19 protein-coding genes and 1 pseudogene are annotated in these 18,016 nt (G+C 67.6%); 13 read left to right on the plus strand and 7 right to left on the minus strand.

Annotated features, from left to right (window positions below; translation table 11 throughout):
• Window positions 1-50: 50 nt before the first annotated feature.
• Window positions 51-818: an ArsR/SmtB family transcription factor gene (locus K7711_RS30075; RefSeq protein WP_222972901.1), complete on the minus strand. Its 768-nt coding sequence runs from the start codon at window positions 816-818 to the stop codon at window positions 51-53.
• Window positions 819-918: 100 nt separating this feature from the next.
• Here K7711_RS30075 and K7711_RS49375 point away from each other — a divergent pair.
• The 3 genes and pseudogenes from K7711_RS49375 to K7711_RS30085 all read left to right on the plus strand — a co-directional run.
• A pseudogene (locus tag K7711_RS49375) lies at window positions 919-999 on the plus strand (pentapeptide repeat-containing protein); the annotation flags it as partial.
• A gap of 190 nt (window positions 1,000-1,189) precedes the next feature.
• Entirely contained in the window at window positions 1,190-2,581 is a 1,392-nt protein-coding gene (locus K7711_RS30080; protein WP_235747978.1) for an MFS transporter, read from the plus strand.
• A gap of 343 nt (window positions 2,582-2,924) precedes the next feature.
• Window positions 2,925-4,103, plus strand: coding sequence for a sigma-70 family RNA polymerase sigma factor (locus tag K7711_RS30085; protein WP_222972907.1), 1,179 nt, complete (start codon window positions 2,925-2,927; stop codon window positions 4,101-4,103).
• 54 nt (window positions 4,104-4,157) lie between these two features.
• Here the strand turns inward: K7711_RS30085 and K7711_RS30090 are convergent, their stop codons facing one another.
• Window positions 4,158-5,105 (minus strand): hypothetical protein, encoded by a 948-nt coding sequence (locus K7711_RS30090; RefSeq protein WP_235747979.1) that lies wholly within the window; start codon window positions 5,103-5,105, stop codon window positions 4,158-4,160.
• Between the two features lie 292 nt (window positions 5,106-5,397).
• Here K7711_RS30090 and K7711_RS30095 point away from each other — a divergent pair, with 292 nt between their 5' ends.
• Both K7711_RS30095 and K7711_RS30100 read left to right on the plus strand, forming a co-directional pair.
• Window positions 5,398-6,609 (plus strand): MFS transporter, encoded by a 1,212-nt coding sequence (locus K7711_RS30095; protein ID WP_308015019.1) that lies wholly within the window; start codon window positions 5,398-5,400, stop codon window positions 6,607-6,609.
• 48 nt (window positions 6,610-6,657) lie between these two features.
• Complete coding sequence (locus K7711_RS30100; protein WP_308015020.1) at window positions 6,658-7,215, plus strand: GNAT family N-acetyltransferase; 558 nt, start codon at window positions 6,658-6,660, stop codon at window positions 7,213-7,215.
• A gap of 16 nt (window positions 7,216-7,231) precedes the next feature.
• Here K7711_RS30100 and K7711_RS30105 read toward each other — a convergent pair whose 3' ends face one another.
• Entirely contained in the window at window positions 7,232-8,041 is an 810-nt protein-coding gene (locus K7711_RS30105) for a tyrosine-protein phosphatase (protein ID WP_222972915.1), read from the minus strand.
• 111 nt (window positions 8,042-8,152) lie between these two features.
• Entirely contained in the window at window positions 8,153-9,172 is a 1,020-nt protein-coding gene (zapE, locus tag K7711_RS30110; RefSeq protein ID WP_222972921.1) for a cell division protein ZapE, read from the minus strand.
• Between the two features lie 35 nt (window positions 9,173-9,207).
• Here zapE and K7711_RS30115 point away from each other — a divergent pair, with 35 nt between their 5' ends.
• From K7711_RS30115 to K7711_RS30140, 6 genes are all read left to right on the plus strand, one after another.
• Window positions 9,208-9,981 carry a pyrimidine reductase family protein gene (locus tag K7711_RS30115; protein ID WP_040823536.1) on the plus strand — a complete coding sequence of 258 codons (774 nt, stop codon included), beginning with the start codon at window positions 9,208-9,210 and terminating at the stop codon, window positions 9,979-9,981.
• 32 nt (window positions 9,982-10,013) lie between these two features.
• Window positions 10,014-11,573: an alpha/beta hydrolase gene (locus K7711_RS30120; protein ID WP_222972923.1), complete on the plus strand. Its 1,560-nt coding sequence runs from the start codon at window positions 10,014-10,016 to the stop codon at window positions 11,571-11,573.
• A 57-nt stretch (window positions 11,574-11,630) separates the two neighbouring features.
• Window positions 11,631-12,983 (plus strand): glycosyltransferase family 87 protein, encoded by a 1,353-nt coding sequence (locus K7711_RS30125; RefSeq protein WP_222972930.1) that lies wholly within the window; start codon window positions 11,631-11,633, stop codon window positions 12,981-12,983.
• A gap of 137 nt (window positions 12,984-13,120) precedes the next feature.
• Entirely contained in the window at window positions 13,121-13,366 is a 246-nt protein-coding gene (locus K7711_RS30130) for a hypothetical protein (RefSeq protein ID WP_222972932.1), read from the plus strand.
• Window positions 13,367-13,433: 67 nt separating this feature from the next.
• Window positions 13,434-13,877, plus strand: a complete 444-nt coding sequence (msrB, locus tag K7711_RS30135; RefSeq protein ID WP_222972934.1) for a peptide-methionine (R)-S-oxide reductase MsrB — start codon at window positions 13,434-13,436, stop codon at window positions 13,875-13,877.
• A gap of 72 nt (window positions 13,878-13,949) precedes the next feature.
• Window positions 13,950-14,444, plus strand: coding sequence for a hypothetical protein (locus tag K7711_RS30140; RefSeq protein WP_222972936.1), 495 nt, complete (start codon window positions 13,950-13,952; stop codon window positions 14,442-14,444).
• 29 nt (window positions 14,445-14,473) lie between these two features.
• Here the strand turns inward: K7711_RS30140 and K7711_RS30145 are convergent, their stop codons facing one another.
• Window positions 14,474-14,929 carry a MarR family winged helix-turn-helix transcriptional regulator gene (locus K7711_RS30145; protein WP_222972938.1) on the minus strand — a complete coding sequence of 152 codons (456 nt, stop codon included), beginning with the start codon at window positions 14,927-14,929 and terminating at the stop codon, window positions 14,474-14,476.
• A gap of 102 nt (window positions 14,930-15,031) precedes the next feature.
• Here K7711_RS30145 and K7711_RS30150 point away from each other — a divergent pair, with 102 nt between their 5' ends.
• Window positions 15,032-15,904: an SDR family oxidoreductase gene (locus K7711_RS30150; RefSeq protein ID WP_222972940.1), complete on the plus strand. Its 873-nt coding sequence runs from the start codon at window positions 15,032-15,034 to the stop codon at window positions 15,902-15,904.
• 57 nt (window positions 15,905-15,961) lie between these two features.
• Here the strand turns inward: K7711_RS30150 and K7711_RS30155 are convergent, their stop codons facing one another.
• Window positions 15,962-16,537, minus strand: a complete 576-nt coding sequence (locus tag K7711_RS30155) for a TetR/AcrR family transcriptional regulator (RefSeq protein ID WP_222972942.1) — start codon at window positions 16,535-16,537, stop codon at window positions 15,962-15,964.
• A 137-nt stretch (window positions 16,538-16,674) separates the two neighbouring features.
• Between K7711_RS30155 and K7711_RS30160 the strand changes: the two genes are divergently transcribed.
• A complete protein-coding gene (locus K7711_RS30160) occupies window positions 16,675-17,625 on the plus strand; it encodes a TauD/TfdA dioxygenase family protein (RefSeq protein WP_222972948.1) in 951 nt (316 codons plus the stop codon).
• A gap of 32 nt (window positions 17,626-17,657) precedes the next feature.
• On the opposite strand, the gene K7711_RS30165 is transcribed toward K7711_RS30160, so the two are convergent.
• Entirely contained in the window at window positions 17,658-18,014 is a 357-nt protein-coding gene (locus K7711_RS30165; RefSeq protein ID WP_222972954.1) for a DoxX family protein, read from the minus strand.
• Window positions 18,015-18,016 lie beyond the last annotated feature (2 nt).

An 18,016-nucleotide genomic window follows, 5' to 3' on the forward strand; every position in this document is an offset into this window, starting at 1 on the left:
CGAATGTGATACACATCACACGACAGACAGCTGTCGAATTCACTCCTGGCTCAGGCGGCGAGTTCGACGCCGAGGATACGGTCCAGGGCGCGAGCGCCCGGATCGGTGAGTTGCAGGGCACGGCGAGTGTTGTGCCGCACCACCCAACCGGCTGATTCCATCCGGGTCAGCACCGCCGCGCCGAGGGCTCCGCTGAGGTGGTGGCGCTGTTCGCTCCAGTCGACGCAGAAACGCAGCAGCGGCCGACGTTGGGCGCGAGCGGCGCCCAGGTCGATGCCCAGGGCCGCGAAGACCGGCTCGGCGTCGGGGCCCAACTCGTACGGGTGCGCGCGCACCGGAGCGGACAACCGGTCCCCGTCGGCGCGTTCGGCCCCGGGCAGACCGTCGGTGCGAATCAGTGCCCCGTGGTCGAGCAGCGCCTCGGTGACCGCGACGCCGAGCCGACCGGCCAGGTGGTCGTAACAGCTACGAGCACGACGCAGGGCCGCCGCCCGCCCGGACTCCCGCAGTGAACGCACCGGACGGGTCGGCGCGAGCGCGGCCACCGCCTCGAGCGCCGTACCCACCCGCGCATCGGCCAGCCGGTAGTAACGATGACGGCCGGACCGTTCCACACTCAGCAATCCCCCGTCCACCAGCCGCGCGAGATGCTCACTGGCCGTGGAAGCCGCAACCCCCGCCTCCGCCGCGAGCACCGACGACGGCAGCGCCCGACCATCGGCCAGGCTCATCAGAACCCGCGCCCGCGTAGCATCCGCCAACAGCGCCCCGATCGCCGCGACATCGGCATATCCGTACAGCGGCCGCTCATCCGTCATCCCACCAGTCTGCCCCGCCGACACTTCGGCGCACACCGAACTATGCGCGCATCCCGACGCCGACACCCACCGTCCGGCCGGACGCACAAGGTTTGTCGGGGTGAGGTTCTCCGGCCGAGCGAACTTCCGCGAGGCAACCTTCGTTGGTGCAGCCACATTCCAGGGGGCAGACTTCGGATCGGAGGCGGTAACCTTCGCCGAACCGAAGCAATGGGGTCCGCCCTCACCAGAGTTCGATTGGAACGCCGACCCGACCACGAAGCCCTTGAACGTTGAGCCCGACAGCTGGCCACCAGCAGTTCAGGGTCGAATCGGCCGCGAAGCCCATTCTTCGGCGCACACCGAAGTTTTTCGGGGAAACACTTGGTGGCATGAGCATTTCGAGCCCGGATGTCGGGCACTCTCAGCGGGTTCGGCCGGGCCGGGTACTGGGTGTGATGTGTGCGGGCATGTTTCTGGTGTTGCTGGACGTCACTATCGTCAATGTCGCGCTGCCCAGCATCGGTCACGGACTGCATTCGGATGTGGCGATGTTGCAGTGGGTCGTCGACGGATATGTCGTCGCCATCGCCGGACTGCTCCTGGCGGGCGGGACGATCGGCGACCGGATCGGGCACCGACGTGTACTGCTCACCGGATTCGCGGTATTCGGTGCGGCCTCGCTGATCTGCGCGCTCGCACCGAATATCGGAGTGCTGATCGGGGCGCGAATCGTGCAGGGGGTGGGCGGGGCGCTGCTGTTGCCCGGCACGATGGCGGTCATCGTGGAGGTGTTCCCGGATCGCGGTGACCAAGCGCGGGCGCTGGGCGCCTGGGCGGCGATCTCCTCGCTGGCCCTGCCCGCGGGGCCGCTGCTGGGCGGGCTGCTCACGGGCTGGTTCGGGTGGCGTCCGGTGTTCTGGATCAATGTGCCGCTGACCGCGCTGGTCATCCTCGCGACACTGCGCACGGTGCCGGATCGTCCGGGCGTGGATCGCGAGCGGATCGATCCGGTCGGTCTGGCCGGATTCGTCGTCGGACTGGGCGGACTGGTGTTCACCGTCATCTCGATCGGCCACCACGCCGGTTGGCCCACGATCACCGCCGCGGCCGTCGTAACCGCCGCGGCCCTGACCACCGCGCTGATCTCCTCCGCACGCGGCGCGAATCCGGTCCTTCCCCTGGACCTGTTGCGCCGCAAGGATTTCCTGAGCCCCAACGTGGTGGCACTGACCATGAACCTGATCTTCAACGGGCTGCTGTTCGTGACCACGCTGTATCTGCAGGACGTCCAGGGCTGCTCGCCACTGCTGTCCGGGCTGGCGGTGCTGCCGCTCGCGGTGCCACTGGTCGTGCTCGCGCCGGTATCGGGCCGCATCACCGCGCGACGCGGTCCGCGCGCGGCCGTCGCCACCGGATGCGTCGTCGCGATCGCGGGAACACTACTGCTGACCCGGCTGACGGCCGACGGCGGAATCGGTTGGCTGCTGGCCGGATTCGGACTTCTGGGCTGCGGTGCGGGACTGGTCACCGCCTCGGTGGTGGCGGCGGTGGTACGTGCGACACCACCCGATCGCTCCGGGCTGGCGACGGGCACCTCCAATACCGCTCGGCAGATCGGCACCGCCGGCGGTGTGGCGATCTTCGGCGCGATCGCGGGCTCCCCCACCGGCGCACATTTCATCGGCGCGATCCACCTGCTGGCCATCGCCTCCGCAGCAGGCTGGGCCGTAGCGCTGGCCGCGACCGTCTACGGCGTCGCGGGACGTGCGGCAAACGAATGAATCCGACGCCCGCACAAGCCGACACAGCACCGCTTCCCTCCCGTTGACCGGCCGCCAGGCTAGGCTGTTCGAACGAACGAGCGAAAGCAGACGGTTCGCGGCACAGCTTGCCGCCCGGACGCGTGGCGGGCACCGAAAGTAAATGCCCGATACCGACCCGAGCGGCAACCCCGAGAACCCGCCGAAACGGAGCGACACCAGCAACACAGTTCGCGGCCCGTCTCGCCGCTCGGACGCGTGGCGGGTGCGAGGAACGAGTACCCGACACGGGGCCGAGCGGCGAGACTCGGGGGGCCGCGAACCCGCCGGAGCGAAGCGGAGGCCGAAAATACAGGTGGTGAGGATGAGCCGGACCGTGGACGGGCATACCGGCGTGCCCGACGACCTGCGCGACACCGTCACGTTCGAACTCGAGGAGATCGACGAGACGGTGGCCGCGATGGTCGCCGAGCAGGCACAGGAGCGTCCGCGCGACGGTGAGTTCATCACCCAGCGGCTCGGCCTGGACGGCGAACGCCCCGAAACGCTCACCCTCATCGGGGCCCGCTACGAACTGTCCCGAGATCGCGTGCGCCAGTTGTACACTCGCGCCGTCGGCCAGATGGTCCGCCGGGTGCAGGCCACCGGCCTGCCCGACACCGCGATCTTCGCCGCCCGCTATCCGGTCGACTGGGGTGATCAGCGGCTGGTGCGGACCCTGCTCGGCGAGATCTACGCGACCGACACCGATATCGCCGGACAGGATCTGGCCTACCTGCGGCTGCGGCTGGCCGGGCACGCCCTGATGGACGCGAAACGCGTGGCGGGCTTCGTCTTCCAGCAGATCGCCGGATGGCAGCAGCGCGGCCGCTGGCACGCCGTCCCGCGATTCACCGAACCGGTTGCCGGACAGCTGATTCCACTGATCCGGCACACGGACTGGGCGAGCGGGGACCCCACACCGCTGCCGGAGCTGCCACTGACCACGGTGGACACCGCCGACGACGCCCGCGGTTCGATCTTCGCCGAGAAGCTCAGCCGCGAAACGAGTTTCGACACGGCCCTGGAAGCGCGGCTGCTGCGCATGCTCGACGAGAGCGAACAGGTCGCCACCTACACCGAACGTCCGCTCGCGGTCGACTATCGCCTCGACGAGGTCGACCGGCTGCACTACCCCACCGCTGCCGCCCGGCTCACCGACGGACGGGCACTGCTGATCGATGTCGTCCCGCTGGCCCGGATCGCGGTGCACGGCAACCGGATCAAACTAGCGGCCGCTCGCGCCGCGGCACACGAGCGCGGCTGGGGTCACCTGGTGTTCACCGGAAGCCGGATGAGCGAACCGGACCTGCGCGCGCACACGGTGCCCGCACCTGCGGAGAACATTCTGCGCAACCGACTGGCCGAGGGGCCGGTGGACTGGACCGAATTCCGCCGCTACCGCGACGAGACCGATATCCAGCTCACCGATCTGAGCGCCATGGTGCTGCGGCACGGCTGGCGCTGGGAGCGCGGACCGTTCCGGCTGATCCGCCAGGGTTGATCAGACCGAACCCGTTCACCCACAGTGCCGTTCGCCGGATGTTCGCCGATCGGCTCAGCGCAGGATCATCGCCGAGGCGACGAAGGCCACGATCACCATCAAGGCGAAGCAGGTGATCAACTGCCAGTGCATGACCGCCGTGCGCTGGCGCGCGACCGTCAGACGCAACGTGGCATCGATCCGGCCGTGATCGGCGAGGCGACGGCGCGCGCCGTCGAGTTCCTCGGCGACCTGCTCGGCCCGCTCGAGCCGGTGCATGAGCTTGTGCACCTGTTTGGCCTTGTCCCGAGTCGCCTTGCGCGCCAAGGCCAGCGCCGTGCGCTGATTCACCAGTTCCTGACGCTGCTGCGCGATCACCGCGGCCTGCGTCCGCGTGTGCTGCTCCCACGTGCTCACCGTCGCCCAACCTCCTGCGGTCTCGTCGCGATATCCGAAGGCAACCTCCGCGGCGACCCACTCCTGCATGAATTCCCGCACCGTCCACGCCTGTTCCCGCGGCCGTGCGAGCCCGTTCGAACCGGACTCGAGCAGGCCGGACACCACCCGGTAGTCACAACCATCGGCCGCGAAGTCGTCCACGGCCACACCCGGCACCTGCGCCACCCAGAATCCGGGCGGGCACAGCCACAACACCTCGTCGACACCCACCGCGCGCAGCCGGGCCGTGCGCTCGAGCGCGAATCCGACATGCACCGGCGCGCTGCACACTTCGATCGCGCAGATCCGAGATCCACTGCGCCACAACAGACCCGGAGTCTGCGCGCCCACCGACTTGTCGACCTCGGCGTCGTCGGCGCCCTCGGCCAACAGCCGTCCGCGCAGCCAGTACTTGAACCGCTGCACATCCCAGTGACAGTCGCCGCAGCCGGGCTCGCGACACCGATCTCCCGGCTGATGTCCACGCGGATTCGGTTCCACCGCAGGAAGATCCGCGGGTCCGGGCGCGGTCAGCAGTAAGGCCTGCCCGGGCCCGGCATCGTTGCGTTTCTCACGTTCGACCATGCCCGCACCTCGACGCTCGGCTCCGGCACGTGCCGACGGTTCGGCCGTGCCCACTACCCGCTCGCTACGCTCGCCCATGCGATCCATCGCCCCTACACCGTGCACCGGCGGCACATCCGAAACCGCCCCCTCTAGAGTGCCGTAAAGATCGCCGGTCGGCACCGCCTCCTGACTACTTTCGTTATGCAACCGGGAGCCGCGCGTGATCATGAGAGCCCCGCGCGGCACCGAACGGTCTCGCCGAGACGATTTCGACCTTGGCGCGCCGAACCCCGCCCGTTACGCTGCGCTGGTGACTCCCACCGAATACACGAATGTATCGTCGCCGCTCCGCGCCGCGCGGGTGGCTAATTCGGTGGCGTTCGCACTACAGGGTTTCTTCCTGGCCGTGATCCTCACCGAGCTACCGCAGGCGCAGTCGCGGTTCGGCCTGAGCGACACCCTGATCCTGGTCGCGGTGGTGGTGATCTCATTGCTGGCGGCGGTGGGAAGTGTTGTGGCCGAACAACTTGCCGTGCGCTGGTCCAGCCGGGTGACGTTGCGGATCGGACTCGGACTGATCGCGGTCACCGGCGTGCTGATCGCCTTCGCACCGGACAAGGCGGTGCTGTTCGCGGCATTGAGCGGGTACGGCGTCGCGGTCGGCATCGTCGATGCCAGCACCAATATGCAGGCGGTGTTCATCCAGCACGGATACGGACGGTTCGTGCTGTCGTCGTTCTACGCCGCGTGGAGCGCCGGATCGATCCTGGGTGCGCTGTTCGTCTCCGGCTGCGAGAAATTCCACGTCACGCGGACCGAGGCGGTATTCGTCGCGGCGCTGGTGGTGCTGGTGGCCGGGCTCGTGTTCGGACCGCGACTGCTGGGCACGCGCCAGGCCGAGGCCGAGCCCACCGAGGCCGCGCATGCGGCGGTCGTACCGCTGCGGGCCTATCTGGCGCTGGGTATCGCGATGGCGCTGGTGTTCGCCATCGACCTGGCGGTCGGCAACTGGTCGGCGCTGTATCTGAAGAACGAACTGCTGTCCTCCTCGGCGACCGCGGCGCTGGCACTGGCCGCCTATCAGGGGGCTTCGCTGCTGACCAGGCTCACCGGGGATCTGTGGGTGCGGCGGTTCGGGCCGCGTCCGGTCGTGGTCGTCGCGGCCGCGATCGGCGTGATCGGGCTGCTGATCGTGGTGAGCGCGCCCGGACCCGTGGCCGCGCTGATCGGATTCCTGATCGCCGGAATCGGCCTGCCGGTGATCGCGCCGCTGTGCTTCAGCGAAGCCGGACGACTCACCGGCGGCTCCGGACTCGACGCGGTGATCGCGCGCCTGAACCTGTTCAACTACGCGGGCACGCTGATCGGCGGCGGCGTGGTGGGTGCGGTGTCCGACGTATCGAGCCTGCGCATCGGATTCGTCATACCGCTGCTGTTCGCCGCCGCACTGGTGCTGTTCGCCCGCACATTCCACGCGCGCACCGCCGCCACAGCGGGCGAACCGGACGTGGAGGCGGCGTAACCGGCACGTCTGCGCCCCGGCCGATGCGCGATGTGGTGCCATGGACCTGTGAACGACACCCTGGTGACCGTGGACCGCGCCGGACTCTGGGACGCGGAGGCCATCTCCGACGTCGCCGCGGCCACCTTCCCGCTCGCCTGCCCGCCCGGACTCGACACGGCCGATATCGAGACCTACATCGATGAGGCCCTCTCGGACGAACGGTTCGGCGACTATCTCAGCGATCCGAATCGCACGGTGCTCAAGGCAGTATCCGGCGGGCAGATCGTCGGCTACACCATGCTGATCGCGGACGGCCCCACCGATCCGGTCGTCGCGAGCGCCGTGGAACTGCGGCCGGTGCTGGAGATCAACAAGATGTACGTCCTGTCCGGTCAGCACGGCACCGGCGTATCGACCGCCCTGATGAACGCGGCCCTGGACCACGCCCGCGACAACGGCTACGCGGGCGTGTGGCTGGGCGTCAACCAGGACAACGCCCGCGCCCAGCGGTTCTACGCCAAGCGCGGATTCCGGACCGTGGGCACGCGCACCTTCACCGTCGGCGCGACGGTGTGCCACGACTATCTGATGGAACGGGCCCTCGAGCCTGCTGCGTCGAGCTGAATCCCGTTCCGGCCGATCAGCGCAGCAGCTTGGTCTTCAGCGCGGCGATATCGGCGTCGGTCAGCTTCAGGCCCTGGTGGACGTAGTTGTCGAAGGTGCCGTAGGACTTGTCGACCTGGTCGAAGGCCGCGTCGAGCGCCGACTGGGTGACGCCGTTGACCATGTCGCCGTCACGTGCGTTGCGGTAGTAGTTCGACAGCAGATAGTCGTAGTCGACCGTTTTGCGGTCCACGCCCAGGACGGTCAGCAGCACCGCGGACATCCAACCGGTGCGGTCCTTGCCGGCGGTGCAGTGGTAGAGCACCGCACCGTCGGAGGTGCGGGCGATGTCGTGCAGGACATCGGCGAAGGCCTGATTCGCACCCGGTGCGGTGATGAACGCCCGGTACAGGTCGGCGCCGGCGAACAGGGTCGAGACGAGCACCTGCGGCGGAGCCTGGCCGATGACGTCGTTCCAGTTCTCGGTCGCGCCCGCGGGCACCCGGTCCGGGGACAGCAGGCGCTCGTAGGAGGTCCGCAGATCGTGGACGGAGCGGACCTTGCGTGCGGTCAGCGCGGCCAGGTCGGCGTCGGTGGCCTTGGTCAGCTCGCCGGTGCGGTACACCAGGCCGGAGCGGACCACGCGACCGGCGGTCGTGCGGTAACCGCCGATGTCACGGGCGTTGACCACGCCCTGCACCGGGACGGCGCGCGCGGCGGTGTCGGTCACGACCGAGATGGTCGCCGTGGGCGGGTCGGCGGCCAGGGCGGTGCCCACCGCGGGCCCCACGGCGATCGCCGTAGCGGCGGCCAGCGCGGCCACGACACGAATCGAACGATGGACCATCACAGCTCCGATCTGCTCGGGTCGGCGAGCCGCACGATACCGGCCGCCACCATCCTGGACGAACGTCCAGAATTTCGATACCGCGGGTCACGGTACCCGAGCCGCGCTCGATCAGCTCGCGGGCACCTCGTACCGCGACAGCGCGAGCAGCCGGGAAATCGCCCGCAGATACTTCTTGCGATAGCCGCCGTCGAGCATCTCCTGGGAGAAGATCGCGTCCAGCTTGGCCCCGGACACCGTCACCGGAATTCCCGCGTCGTACAGCCGGTCCGCCAGCACGACCACCCGCAACGCCACCGCCTGATCGGTCACCTCGTGCACACCGGCGATGAACACCGCGCTCACTTCGGAGATCAACGCGCCGAATCGCGAGGGATGCAGTGTGCTCAGATGCCGCAGCAGCGCGTCGAAGTCGTCGAGCGTGGCACCCGGTGTGGCCGCGGCCTTCTCCGCCAGCAACTCGGGCGCGGTCGGTTCCGGCGCGGGCGGCAGATCGCGGTGCCGGTAGTCCGGGCCGTCCACGCGGACCGCCTCGAACAGCGAACCCAGCTTCTTGATCTCCCGCAGGAAATCCTGGGCCGCGAAACGCCCCTCACCGAGCTGGCTGGGCAGCGTATTGGACGTCGCCGCGACCGAGACCCCGCGCGCGGTCAACTCGGTCAGCAGCCGCGAGACCAGCGTGGTGTCGCCGGGATCGTCGAGTTCGAACTCATCGATGCACAGCACGCTGTTGCTCGCGAGCCGCTCCACCGCGTTCGTGAAACCCAGCGCGCCCACCAGATTGGTGAGCTCGCCGAAGGTGCCGAACGATTTCGGCGCGGGCGAGGCGTGGAAGATCGAGGCCAGCAGGTGCGTCTTGCCGACGCCGAATCCGCCGTCCAGATACAGGCCCGCACCCTGGACGTGCTTCTTCTTGCCGAACAGGCTCTTACGGTTCGCGGTGGCGTGGATCGAGGCGACGCGCCCGGCGAAATCGCGCGCCTTGCGCACCGCCTCGGCCTGACTCGGCTCGTTCGGGTCTGGAATGTAGGAGTCGAAGCTCACCTCGTCGAATGTGGGCGGGGGCACCATCTGGGCGATGAGCTGATCGGCCGGAACCTCCGGATGGCGATCGACGAGGCGTTGCTGCACGCAAGTAGCGTACTGACGTGGTGTGATCGGTGCTTATGCAGCGTGTGCCCAATGCGATCCAGTTCACAACACTGGGGCCCGACGAGCTCCTGCGCCTCTACGCCTATCCGGCATCGCTCGAATCCCCTTGGATCCGAGTCAACTTCGTCACCAGTATCGACGGCGCCGCCACCGTGGACGGACGGTCCGGCGCGCTGGGCAGTCCGGCCGACCACGCGGTGTTCGAGATCCTGCGGGATCTGGCCGACGTGGTCCTGGTCGGCGCGGGAACCGCGCGCCAGGAGAACTACGGCGGCGCCCACACCGACGCACACCGCCGGTTGCGGCTGTTCCACCACGGCCTCGGCGGCAGTCCGGACGGCGCGCCGCCCCCGATCGCGGTGGTGACCGCGAGCGCGTCCCTGGATCCGGCCGGACGGCTGTTCACCGACACGACCCGCCCGCCGATGATCCTCACCACCGCCGCCGCACCGGCCGATCGCAAACGCGCACTCACCGATGCGGGTGCGGAAGTGATCGAATGCGGCGAGACCTCGGTGGCCGCAGCGGACATTCGCGCGGCACTGGCCCAGCGCGGCCTGCTGCGGGTGCTGTGCGAAGGCGGCCCGTCGCTGTTCGGCGACCTGATTGCCGCGGGCGTCGTCGAGGAACTCTGTCTCACCGCATCACCGCTGCTCATCGGCGGTACGGCGGGCCGAATTGCGGTGTCCCCCAAGGCGTTGCCGACCCCGATGACGTTGCGTCACGCGCTGCTGGACGACGACGGCACGATCCTGACCCGCTGGGAACGCGCCCGCACCCAAGGCTGAAAGCGCCCGCCGGACCTGGCAGGGTGTAATACATGCGCAGGACTCGAGCCGCACTGCTGGCATCGTCATCGCTGACGATCCTCCTCACCGCCGCCTGCGGCGCCGGCCCGTCCGACCGTCCGGGAATCGCCGAGGTCCGCCCGCATTCCGGTGGCGCGGCCGCCACCACCAGCCCGACCCCCGCGACGCCGCCGCCGGCCGAGGCGCCCAAGACGGATCTGGGCTGGCACGACTGCGCGGCGGCCACGTTCAACGCGCTGGGCCTGGGCGCGCCACCGGCCGGACTGATCTTCGAATGCGCCGACTACTCCACCGCGATCGATGCCGGGGGCGCGGTACTGGGCACCTTCCGCAACGCCGCCGTACGCGCGCGCCTGCCGCAGACGCCCGCGAACGCCGCGCCGCTGGTACTCACCTCCGGCGCGGACCGCTCCTCCACCGCGACACTCGCCGGACTGGCCACCGGCCCCACCTCCGCGGTGCTGGCCGCGCATCCGATCGTCGCGGTGGACCGGCGCGGGATCGGCAGTTCCCAGCCGATCAACTGCCTGACCGACGACACCCGGCGCAGCCTCGCGGACAACGACCAGTCCGCCGGGGGAAACCAGATCGACGCGATGGCCAACGTCAGCAAGGACGCGACCATCGCCTGCCAGGATTTCCTGCAGCCCTACCAGGGCACCTTCGACGCCGGGCATGCCGCCGACGACCTCGATCAACTGCGCAAACAGTGGCAGGTCGACCACATCGCACTGCTGGGCGCCGGCGACGGCTCACGGGTCGCGCTGGCCTACGCCGCCAAATACGGCGAGCATCTGGCCCGGCTCGTGCTGGACTCCCCCGTGGCCGCCAACGTCGATTCGGCTACCCGTGCCGAACAGCGCGTCAAGGGGTCCGAAGCCGCACTGACCGCATTCGCACAACGTTGCGCGGCGTTGAACTGCTCGCTGGGCAGCGATCCGCGCGGCGCGATCATCGCACTGGTCGACCGCGCGGCCGCCGGTCAACTCGGCGGCGTCTCGGCGAATGCCCTGTTGACCGCCATTTCCGGATTCCTCGCCGATCCCCGGGCCGATCAGGCCAACCACACCGCCGAGCTGGCCGACGCGCTGTCCGACGCGGGACACGGCGACAACGCCGCACTGAATCAGCTGATCGGCCGGGAGTCGGCCGCCACCGACTCCGACGGGCAGTTCGTCTCGAACTGCAGCGACAACCAGAAACCGGCCACCCCCGATCGGGTGAAACAACTCGAAACCGTCTGGGCCAAGCAGTATCCCGTCTTCGGCAAAGCCGCCGCGATCGGTCTCATGGCGTGCACGGCCTGGCCGACGCCGAATGCCGCGCAGCTGCCCACCACGTTCGATCTGCCGACCCTGGTTCTGGGCAACGACGCGAATCCCGTCGCGGGCCGCGATGCGCGCCCCTCGGTGACGGGGGCGCTCGGGTCGGCGGGTGCGCGCACGTCGACCGTCACCTGGCAGGGCTGGGGTTACCCGGTGTTCTCGCACTCGGCCTGTGTGCAGCAGAGCGTGGTCGGCTACCTGAAGGACGGGACGTTGCCCGCCGACGGGACGACCTGCCCCGCCTGACCCCGTTTCGGCGGGTCCGAGCAACGGTCCGGGTACTTTCCGGTGTACCGTGCCCCAGTGTTCCTTCGTCAGCTCGAGCCGCGCACCGCTCGTACGACCTCCGAGGTCCTGAATTTCGCGCTTTGGCCGTTCGCGGTCATGACAGTGCTGCACCAGGTCTTCGTCAAGGCGACGAACTTCAACATCACCGACGACTTCGCCCCCGTGTACAAGGCGTCCCTGGCGTTCCTGAACGGAAAGTCGATCTACGCCGAGAACTTCGACCTGGTCGATCCGCACTACCTGTATCCGCCGGGTGGCACGCTGCTCATCGCGCCGCTGGCGATCATCGACCCGGACCGGTCGAAGTGGTGCTTCGACTCGCTCAACGCGATCGCGATGCTGGTCGCCTGGTACCTGCTGCTCAAGCTGTTCAAGCTGAGCATCAAGTCCTATGCCGCGCCGCTGACGCTGCTGCTCATGTTCTCGTCCGAAACCGTCATCAACACACTGGCTTTCGGCAATGTGAACGGGTGCATCCTGCTCGCGGAGGTCGTCTTCATCGCGCTGCTGCTCGCCCGGCGGGAACTCTGGGCCGGTGTCGTGATGGGTTTGGCGATAACCGTGAAGCCGACGATCGCCCCGATGTTGCTGATACCGCTGATGCGTCGCCAGTGGAAGGTCTTCCTGCCCGCACTCGGGGTGCCGATCGCGCTGACAGCCATCGCGCTGCCGCTGATCAAGGATCCGATGGACTATGTGCATCGAACCCTGCCGTACTCGATACAGGCCCGCGACTACTTCAACAGCTCGATTCCGGGCATCTCCGCCTACTTGGGTCTGCCGTCGCTGCTGACCTGGAGCATCCGGATCGGCATGGGCGTGCTCGTACTGGTCTCGCTGTGGCTGCTGTACCGGTACTACCGCCACGACGAACTGTTCTTCATCTGCACCACTTCCGGCATCCTGCTGCTGGCCGAATTCCTGATCAGCGGTCTGGGCCAGCAGTACTACTCGATGCTGCTGTTCCCGTTCCTGATGACGGTGGTGCTGCGCAATTCGGTACTGCGCAACTGGCCCGCCTGGCTGGCGATATTCGGCTTCACCACGTTCGACAAGTGGCTGCTGGACCACTGGCAGGTCATCGGCCGGGATCTGGAGTATCTGCGGATAACCTTCGGCTGGGGGCTGCTGCTGTTCGTGACGTTCTGCGTGCTCGGCGACCGGTATCTGACCGCGCGACGCGAGGGACGGCTCGACTCCGGGATCGATCCGACGTTCCTGCTGCCCGAACACAACGGTGCGCCCGTGCCGGATGCGCCGCAGACCCCGCGGATTCCCGTCCCCGACACCGCCGCGACGATCGGTCCGGCGGACCCGGACGACGAGGAGCCCAGCAACGCACCGAACGAGGCCGGCGTCCTGCACTGAGCAGCGTCGGCCGGTCCCCCGGCAATCGCTGGACGAGCGCGCCCAGCGGTATCCATCATTACAACGCGCCCTTCCGAGGTGTCCGATTCGCATTACTGTGACCCGGACATTCACACCAACATCCTCTGGGAGCTGCAGTGTTGTCGAAAGTTGTTGCGGTGGGCGCGTTGTCACTGGGGCTCATGGGCGGCCTCGCCGGTATCGCCGGGGCCGATCCGATAGTTCCCGGACCTCATTCGGTCGGCCCGTTCACTCAGTCGGGCGAACCGACCGGCAAGGCCGCGTGTCAGCAGGCGTCGATCGCGAGCGGCCATTACAGCGGCTGCTTCGAATACCCGTCCGGCAGCGGGAAGTGGTTCTACAACCCGCCGTCGGCAGGCTGAGCCCGGATTGTTCGCCGCCGTGCTCGGCACTGCGGCCGGGCGGCCACCATCTCATTAGAATCGGGCTATGAGTTCCGAGTCCGAAACGTCGTTGCCCGCACCCAGGATCGTGCTGACCCCGCAGGAATGGCGAGCCAAACTCGATCCGCAGGAGTACGCGGTGCTGCGCGAAGCCGGTACCGAGCGGCCCTACACCGGTGAATACACCGATACCGAGACCACCGGTGTCTACGGATGCCGGGCCTGCGGCGCGGAACTGTTCCGCAGCACCGAGAAGTTCCATTCGCACTGCGGCTGGCCCTCGTTCTTCGATCCGGCCGACTCGGACGCGGTACTCCTGCGCACCGACGACTCAATGGGGATGCGCCGTGTCGAGGTGCTGTGCGCGAACTGCCACAGCCACCTCGGCCACGTCTTCGAGGGGGAGGGATATCCGACCCCGACAGACAAGCGGTACTGCATCAACTCCATCTCGCTGCGCCTGCAGCCGACGGACGGCCCCACCAGCTGAAACACCGCTTCCGGACGCTCGCGGACGCCTGGTGAACGTGTGCGCCACCGAACTCCACCGAGAGGGCATGACATGTCACTGAGGGTTCGAGAAGGCGGCATCACTTTGGAGTTCACCTTCGAAGAGCTGATGAAGTACCACGGACCGGCGGCCCCGGGCGGTGTGGCACACGGCTATACCGCCATGCAGGTGGCTCTGCCGCAGTTGGCGCCGCTGGTCGATCGCCGAGAAGTCAAGGTACGGACCGGATTCCGCGGCCCCGGCGGGCGAGATGCCATCGAGATGGTGCTGCGTGCGGTCACCGAGGGGCAGTACATGGTCACCCCTCTGCTACGCATGCCCGGACGCGGGCCCCTGCTCGAGGACTACGTCTGGGAGTTCACCTACCGCGGCGATCGCGTGAGTGTGCAGCTACGCGATGACGGCTTGGTCACCGAGGAATTCATCGTCCTGGCACGCAAGCCCGATCGAACCGCCACCGAGGAAGCACACCTCACGCGACTCAAGGCAGAGATGGCCGACCGCCTGTTGAGCCGCCCCGCCGACGATGTCTACGAGGTGATCTGAGGCCGCGCTCGGGCGATCGGCGACAGCGACTACGGGTTTGCGCGGCGCTCTCGGATGTGCGGCTGTTCCAGCAATCGGGCTGCGGAGTGATGGACTTTTTCGAGCGCGGTGAGCAGGCATCGGCGTTCGGCGTCGGTGAGATCCGCGGTGATCAGGTTCTCCAGCGATGCGCGGCTGCTTTCGACGCGGTCTCGAAGCTCGTGACCCTTGTCGGTGAGCCACAGCCGGACGAGCCGGTTGTCATCCGGGTCACCGCGGCGGGTCAGCAATCCGGTCTCGGTCATGCGGTTGGCCATTTTCGCGATCGTCGGCGTGGTGACGTTCAGCGCGGCGGCGACCTCGCCGGGTGTGCGGCCGTCGTGGTCCCAGAGCACGCCGAGCACCAAATCCTGGCCCGGATAGAGCCCGTACGGGCGCACGCTGCGCTCGACCAGCGCCCGCAACAGCTTCGAGGTCCGGCTGTGCAGGTCGAGAAATGCGGGCATCAAGCCTCCTGAGCCGAAGCGAGGCCATCGTCGGCCCGCGCTTGTCATCGGATCGTTAGCCGTCTATCGTTTTTCGATAGACGGCTAACGATTGGAGTTGTGATGATACTTCTCACCGGAGCGACCGGAACCATCGGTCGCGAACTCGTGCACGCCCTTGCCGCGCGGGACGTCGAGTTCCGCATCTTCGTCCGCGATCCACGACGTGCAGACGGCTTGCCCGAGCGCGCTCGCCGCGTGGTCGGCGACCTGGACGATCCGAACACCTACGCACCCGCGCTCGACGGTGCCGACCGCTTGTTCCTGCTCGTTCCAGGGATCGGCCTCGACCACACCCGCGACATGGTCGCCGCGGCACGGACGGCCGGGGTCGGCCGGATCGTGCTGCTGTCGTCCTACAACGTGATGGGCGATCCGATCCCCGCGATGGGGCGCTGGCACCACGAACGCGAGAGCATCGTGAGAGCCGCGGGCCTGCCGTATACGATCCTGCGACCGGGCGGCTTGATGACCAACGCCCTGGAATGGGCGCCGGTCATCCGCGCCGGAGGCGTGGTGGACGACCCCACCGGTCCCGGCCGATACGCGCCGGTCGATCCGGGCGATATCGCCGCGGTCGCCGCCATGGCTCTCACCGAAGACGGCCACGACGGCATGGAGTACTACCTCACCGGCGACGAGATGTTCACCATCGCCGACCAGATCGCGGTCATCGCGGCGGCGATCGGCCACGACATCGACGTGCGCGAGGCCGCCACCCCCGAGCAGGCCGTCGCGTCCCGATATCCCCACGGCGCACCCCCGGCCCTGGCCGCCGCAATCCTCGAAGGCTTCACCCTCATGCGCCGGGACACCACCGGATTTCGCACCGACACCATCGAACGTCTCCTGGGCCGCCGACCCCGGAACTTCACCGACTGGTGCACACGCAACATCGACGCGTTCCGCACGAATCAGACCGCCCGCACCCCATGATCGAACCTCGACCTGTAGACCGCTCGGCCGGACACGACCAAGCCTGCGGCCGGTCGGTTACCGGTCCGAGGCACGGTCGCCGTTGCCGAGGATGTTCTCGGTAGCGGTCCGGATTCCGTCTTGTATACGTTCTTCGGATACGGCATCCAATCCGGCTGCCGCGCGCACGGAAGGCTCGGCCAGTTGCCAGCCCAGGCGCAGGGCGACCACATTGGCGGCAGCCAGCCGAGCCTCGGCTTCGTCGTCGTATCGGGCACCGGCCTTCTCGATCAGCTCGGCCACGCCGGGGAACTGATGCTGCAGGCGACCAACGGGATAGCCGTCCATCAGGGCGCGCGTGATCACTCGCCATTGCCGTCGGGTTTCGGCCTCGGCCAGCGACGGGTCCGCGTCGGCCTTTCGCGCGGCGGCCGAGCGGGCAGCGAGGTAGTCCAGGACCGCGCCGACGAGTAGGTCCTTGGTGCCGAAATGCCGGAAGACCAGCGCTGGATTGACAGTGGCGCGCGCAGCGATGTCACGCGTGGACGTGGCCGCGGGGCCACGCTCGGCGAACAGGTCGGCGGCGTGTTCGAGAACTGCGGCTACCACTTGGTCTCGGCCTACCGGTTTGCCCTGTTCACGTGGTGTCGCCATGGCCTCCGATCTTAGTGTTTTCTCAGCTCAGGACTGTAATCGAGTGATTACACTCGAATACGCAGGTGTAATCGCTTGATTACAGTGGCGTTCCCCCAGGCGACGCCGTACTCGAAACAATGGAGAGATCAGGAGTCATGAACACACATGTGATCGTTCACAAGCTGGGGCTGCACATCGGAGCGCGCATCGACGGCGTGCGCCTGGACGGCAACTTGGATCCGATGGTGGTTGCCGACATCAACCAAGCACTGCTGGAGCACAAGGTGATTTTCTTCCGCGACCAGCACCACCTCGACGATGAGCAACAGTACGCATTCGGCGAACTACTGGGCACGCCCTTCGCTCATCACGCCCAGCGTGACGGCGACCGGATCACGCCGATCGATTCCGGAACCGCCAGAGCAACCAGCTGGCACACCGATATGACGTTCATGATGAACTTCCCCAAGGCGTCGATACTGCGTGCAGTGAAGTTGCCCGCCTACGGTGGCACCACATTGTGGGCGTCCACCGCGGCGGCTTACCAATCACTTCCCGGTCCGTTGAAGCAGCTGGCCGAATCGCTGCGGGCGATACACGGCAACCGGGTCGGCTTCGTCCAGCAGGCCGGATCACCCGAACTCGTGGACAAGGCGAAGGCCGCCTCGTTCGCGGCGGCATTCACAGGGCCGGACATTCGGACCGAGCACCCGGTAGTGCGGGTTCACCCGGAGACCGGGGAACGCGTCCTGCTTCTCGGGCGGTTCGCGGATCGACTCGTCGGCTTCGACACACGCGAATCGCAAGCACTGATACAGCTTCTGCAGGACCACATCACCGTGCCGGAACACAGCATTCGCTGGAACTGGAACTACGGTGACGTCGCCATCTGGGACAACCGCGCCACACAGCATCGCGCGGTCTCCGACTACGGCGACCAACACCGCCTATTACACCGGGTCACCCTCGCCGGCGATGTCCCCGTCGACATCCACGGCCAACCGAGCACCTCGCTCAGCGGCGCCGATGCCTATCCCACTGCGGGCCAGGAGGATCCGATCCTCAGGCGAAAGATCATGAAAGACCAGGCGACACAGAACGTTTGATCAATACCCGTCCTCCGGTACGGGTTGTCGACTCAGGCGACGAGAACATCGAGAACGAGCACGACCGACGTCACGATCGAGAACGCGAGGAAGACCATGGCTCCCAGCATGTTCCGGTCGCCGCTGCGGATGTGGGCGACGATCGCGCCGCCGAAGTAGAGCACCAGCCCGATCGCGGCGGCGATCGCGAAGGGCGGGAACCAGATGCCCCCGATGAGACCGACCGTCGCGGCGATCTGCAGGCTCCCGAGCGCGGTGAGCTGAGAAGTGGTGAGGTGGACCGCTTCCGCGAATTGGCGTATCCACGCTGGGCGAACGAACTTCATCACTCCGGACTGGAGCATCGCCAGAGCGAGCAGGACGGACAGGATCAGGGCTGCGATATGCATGA

It is taken from the genome of Nocardia coffeae, from assembly GCF_019890715.1.
In the GTDB taxonomy this organism is placed as follows: domain Bacteria; phylum Actinomycetota; class Actinomycetes; order Mycobacteriales; family Mycobacteriaceae; genus Nocardia; species Nocardia jiangxiensis.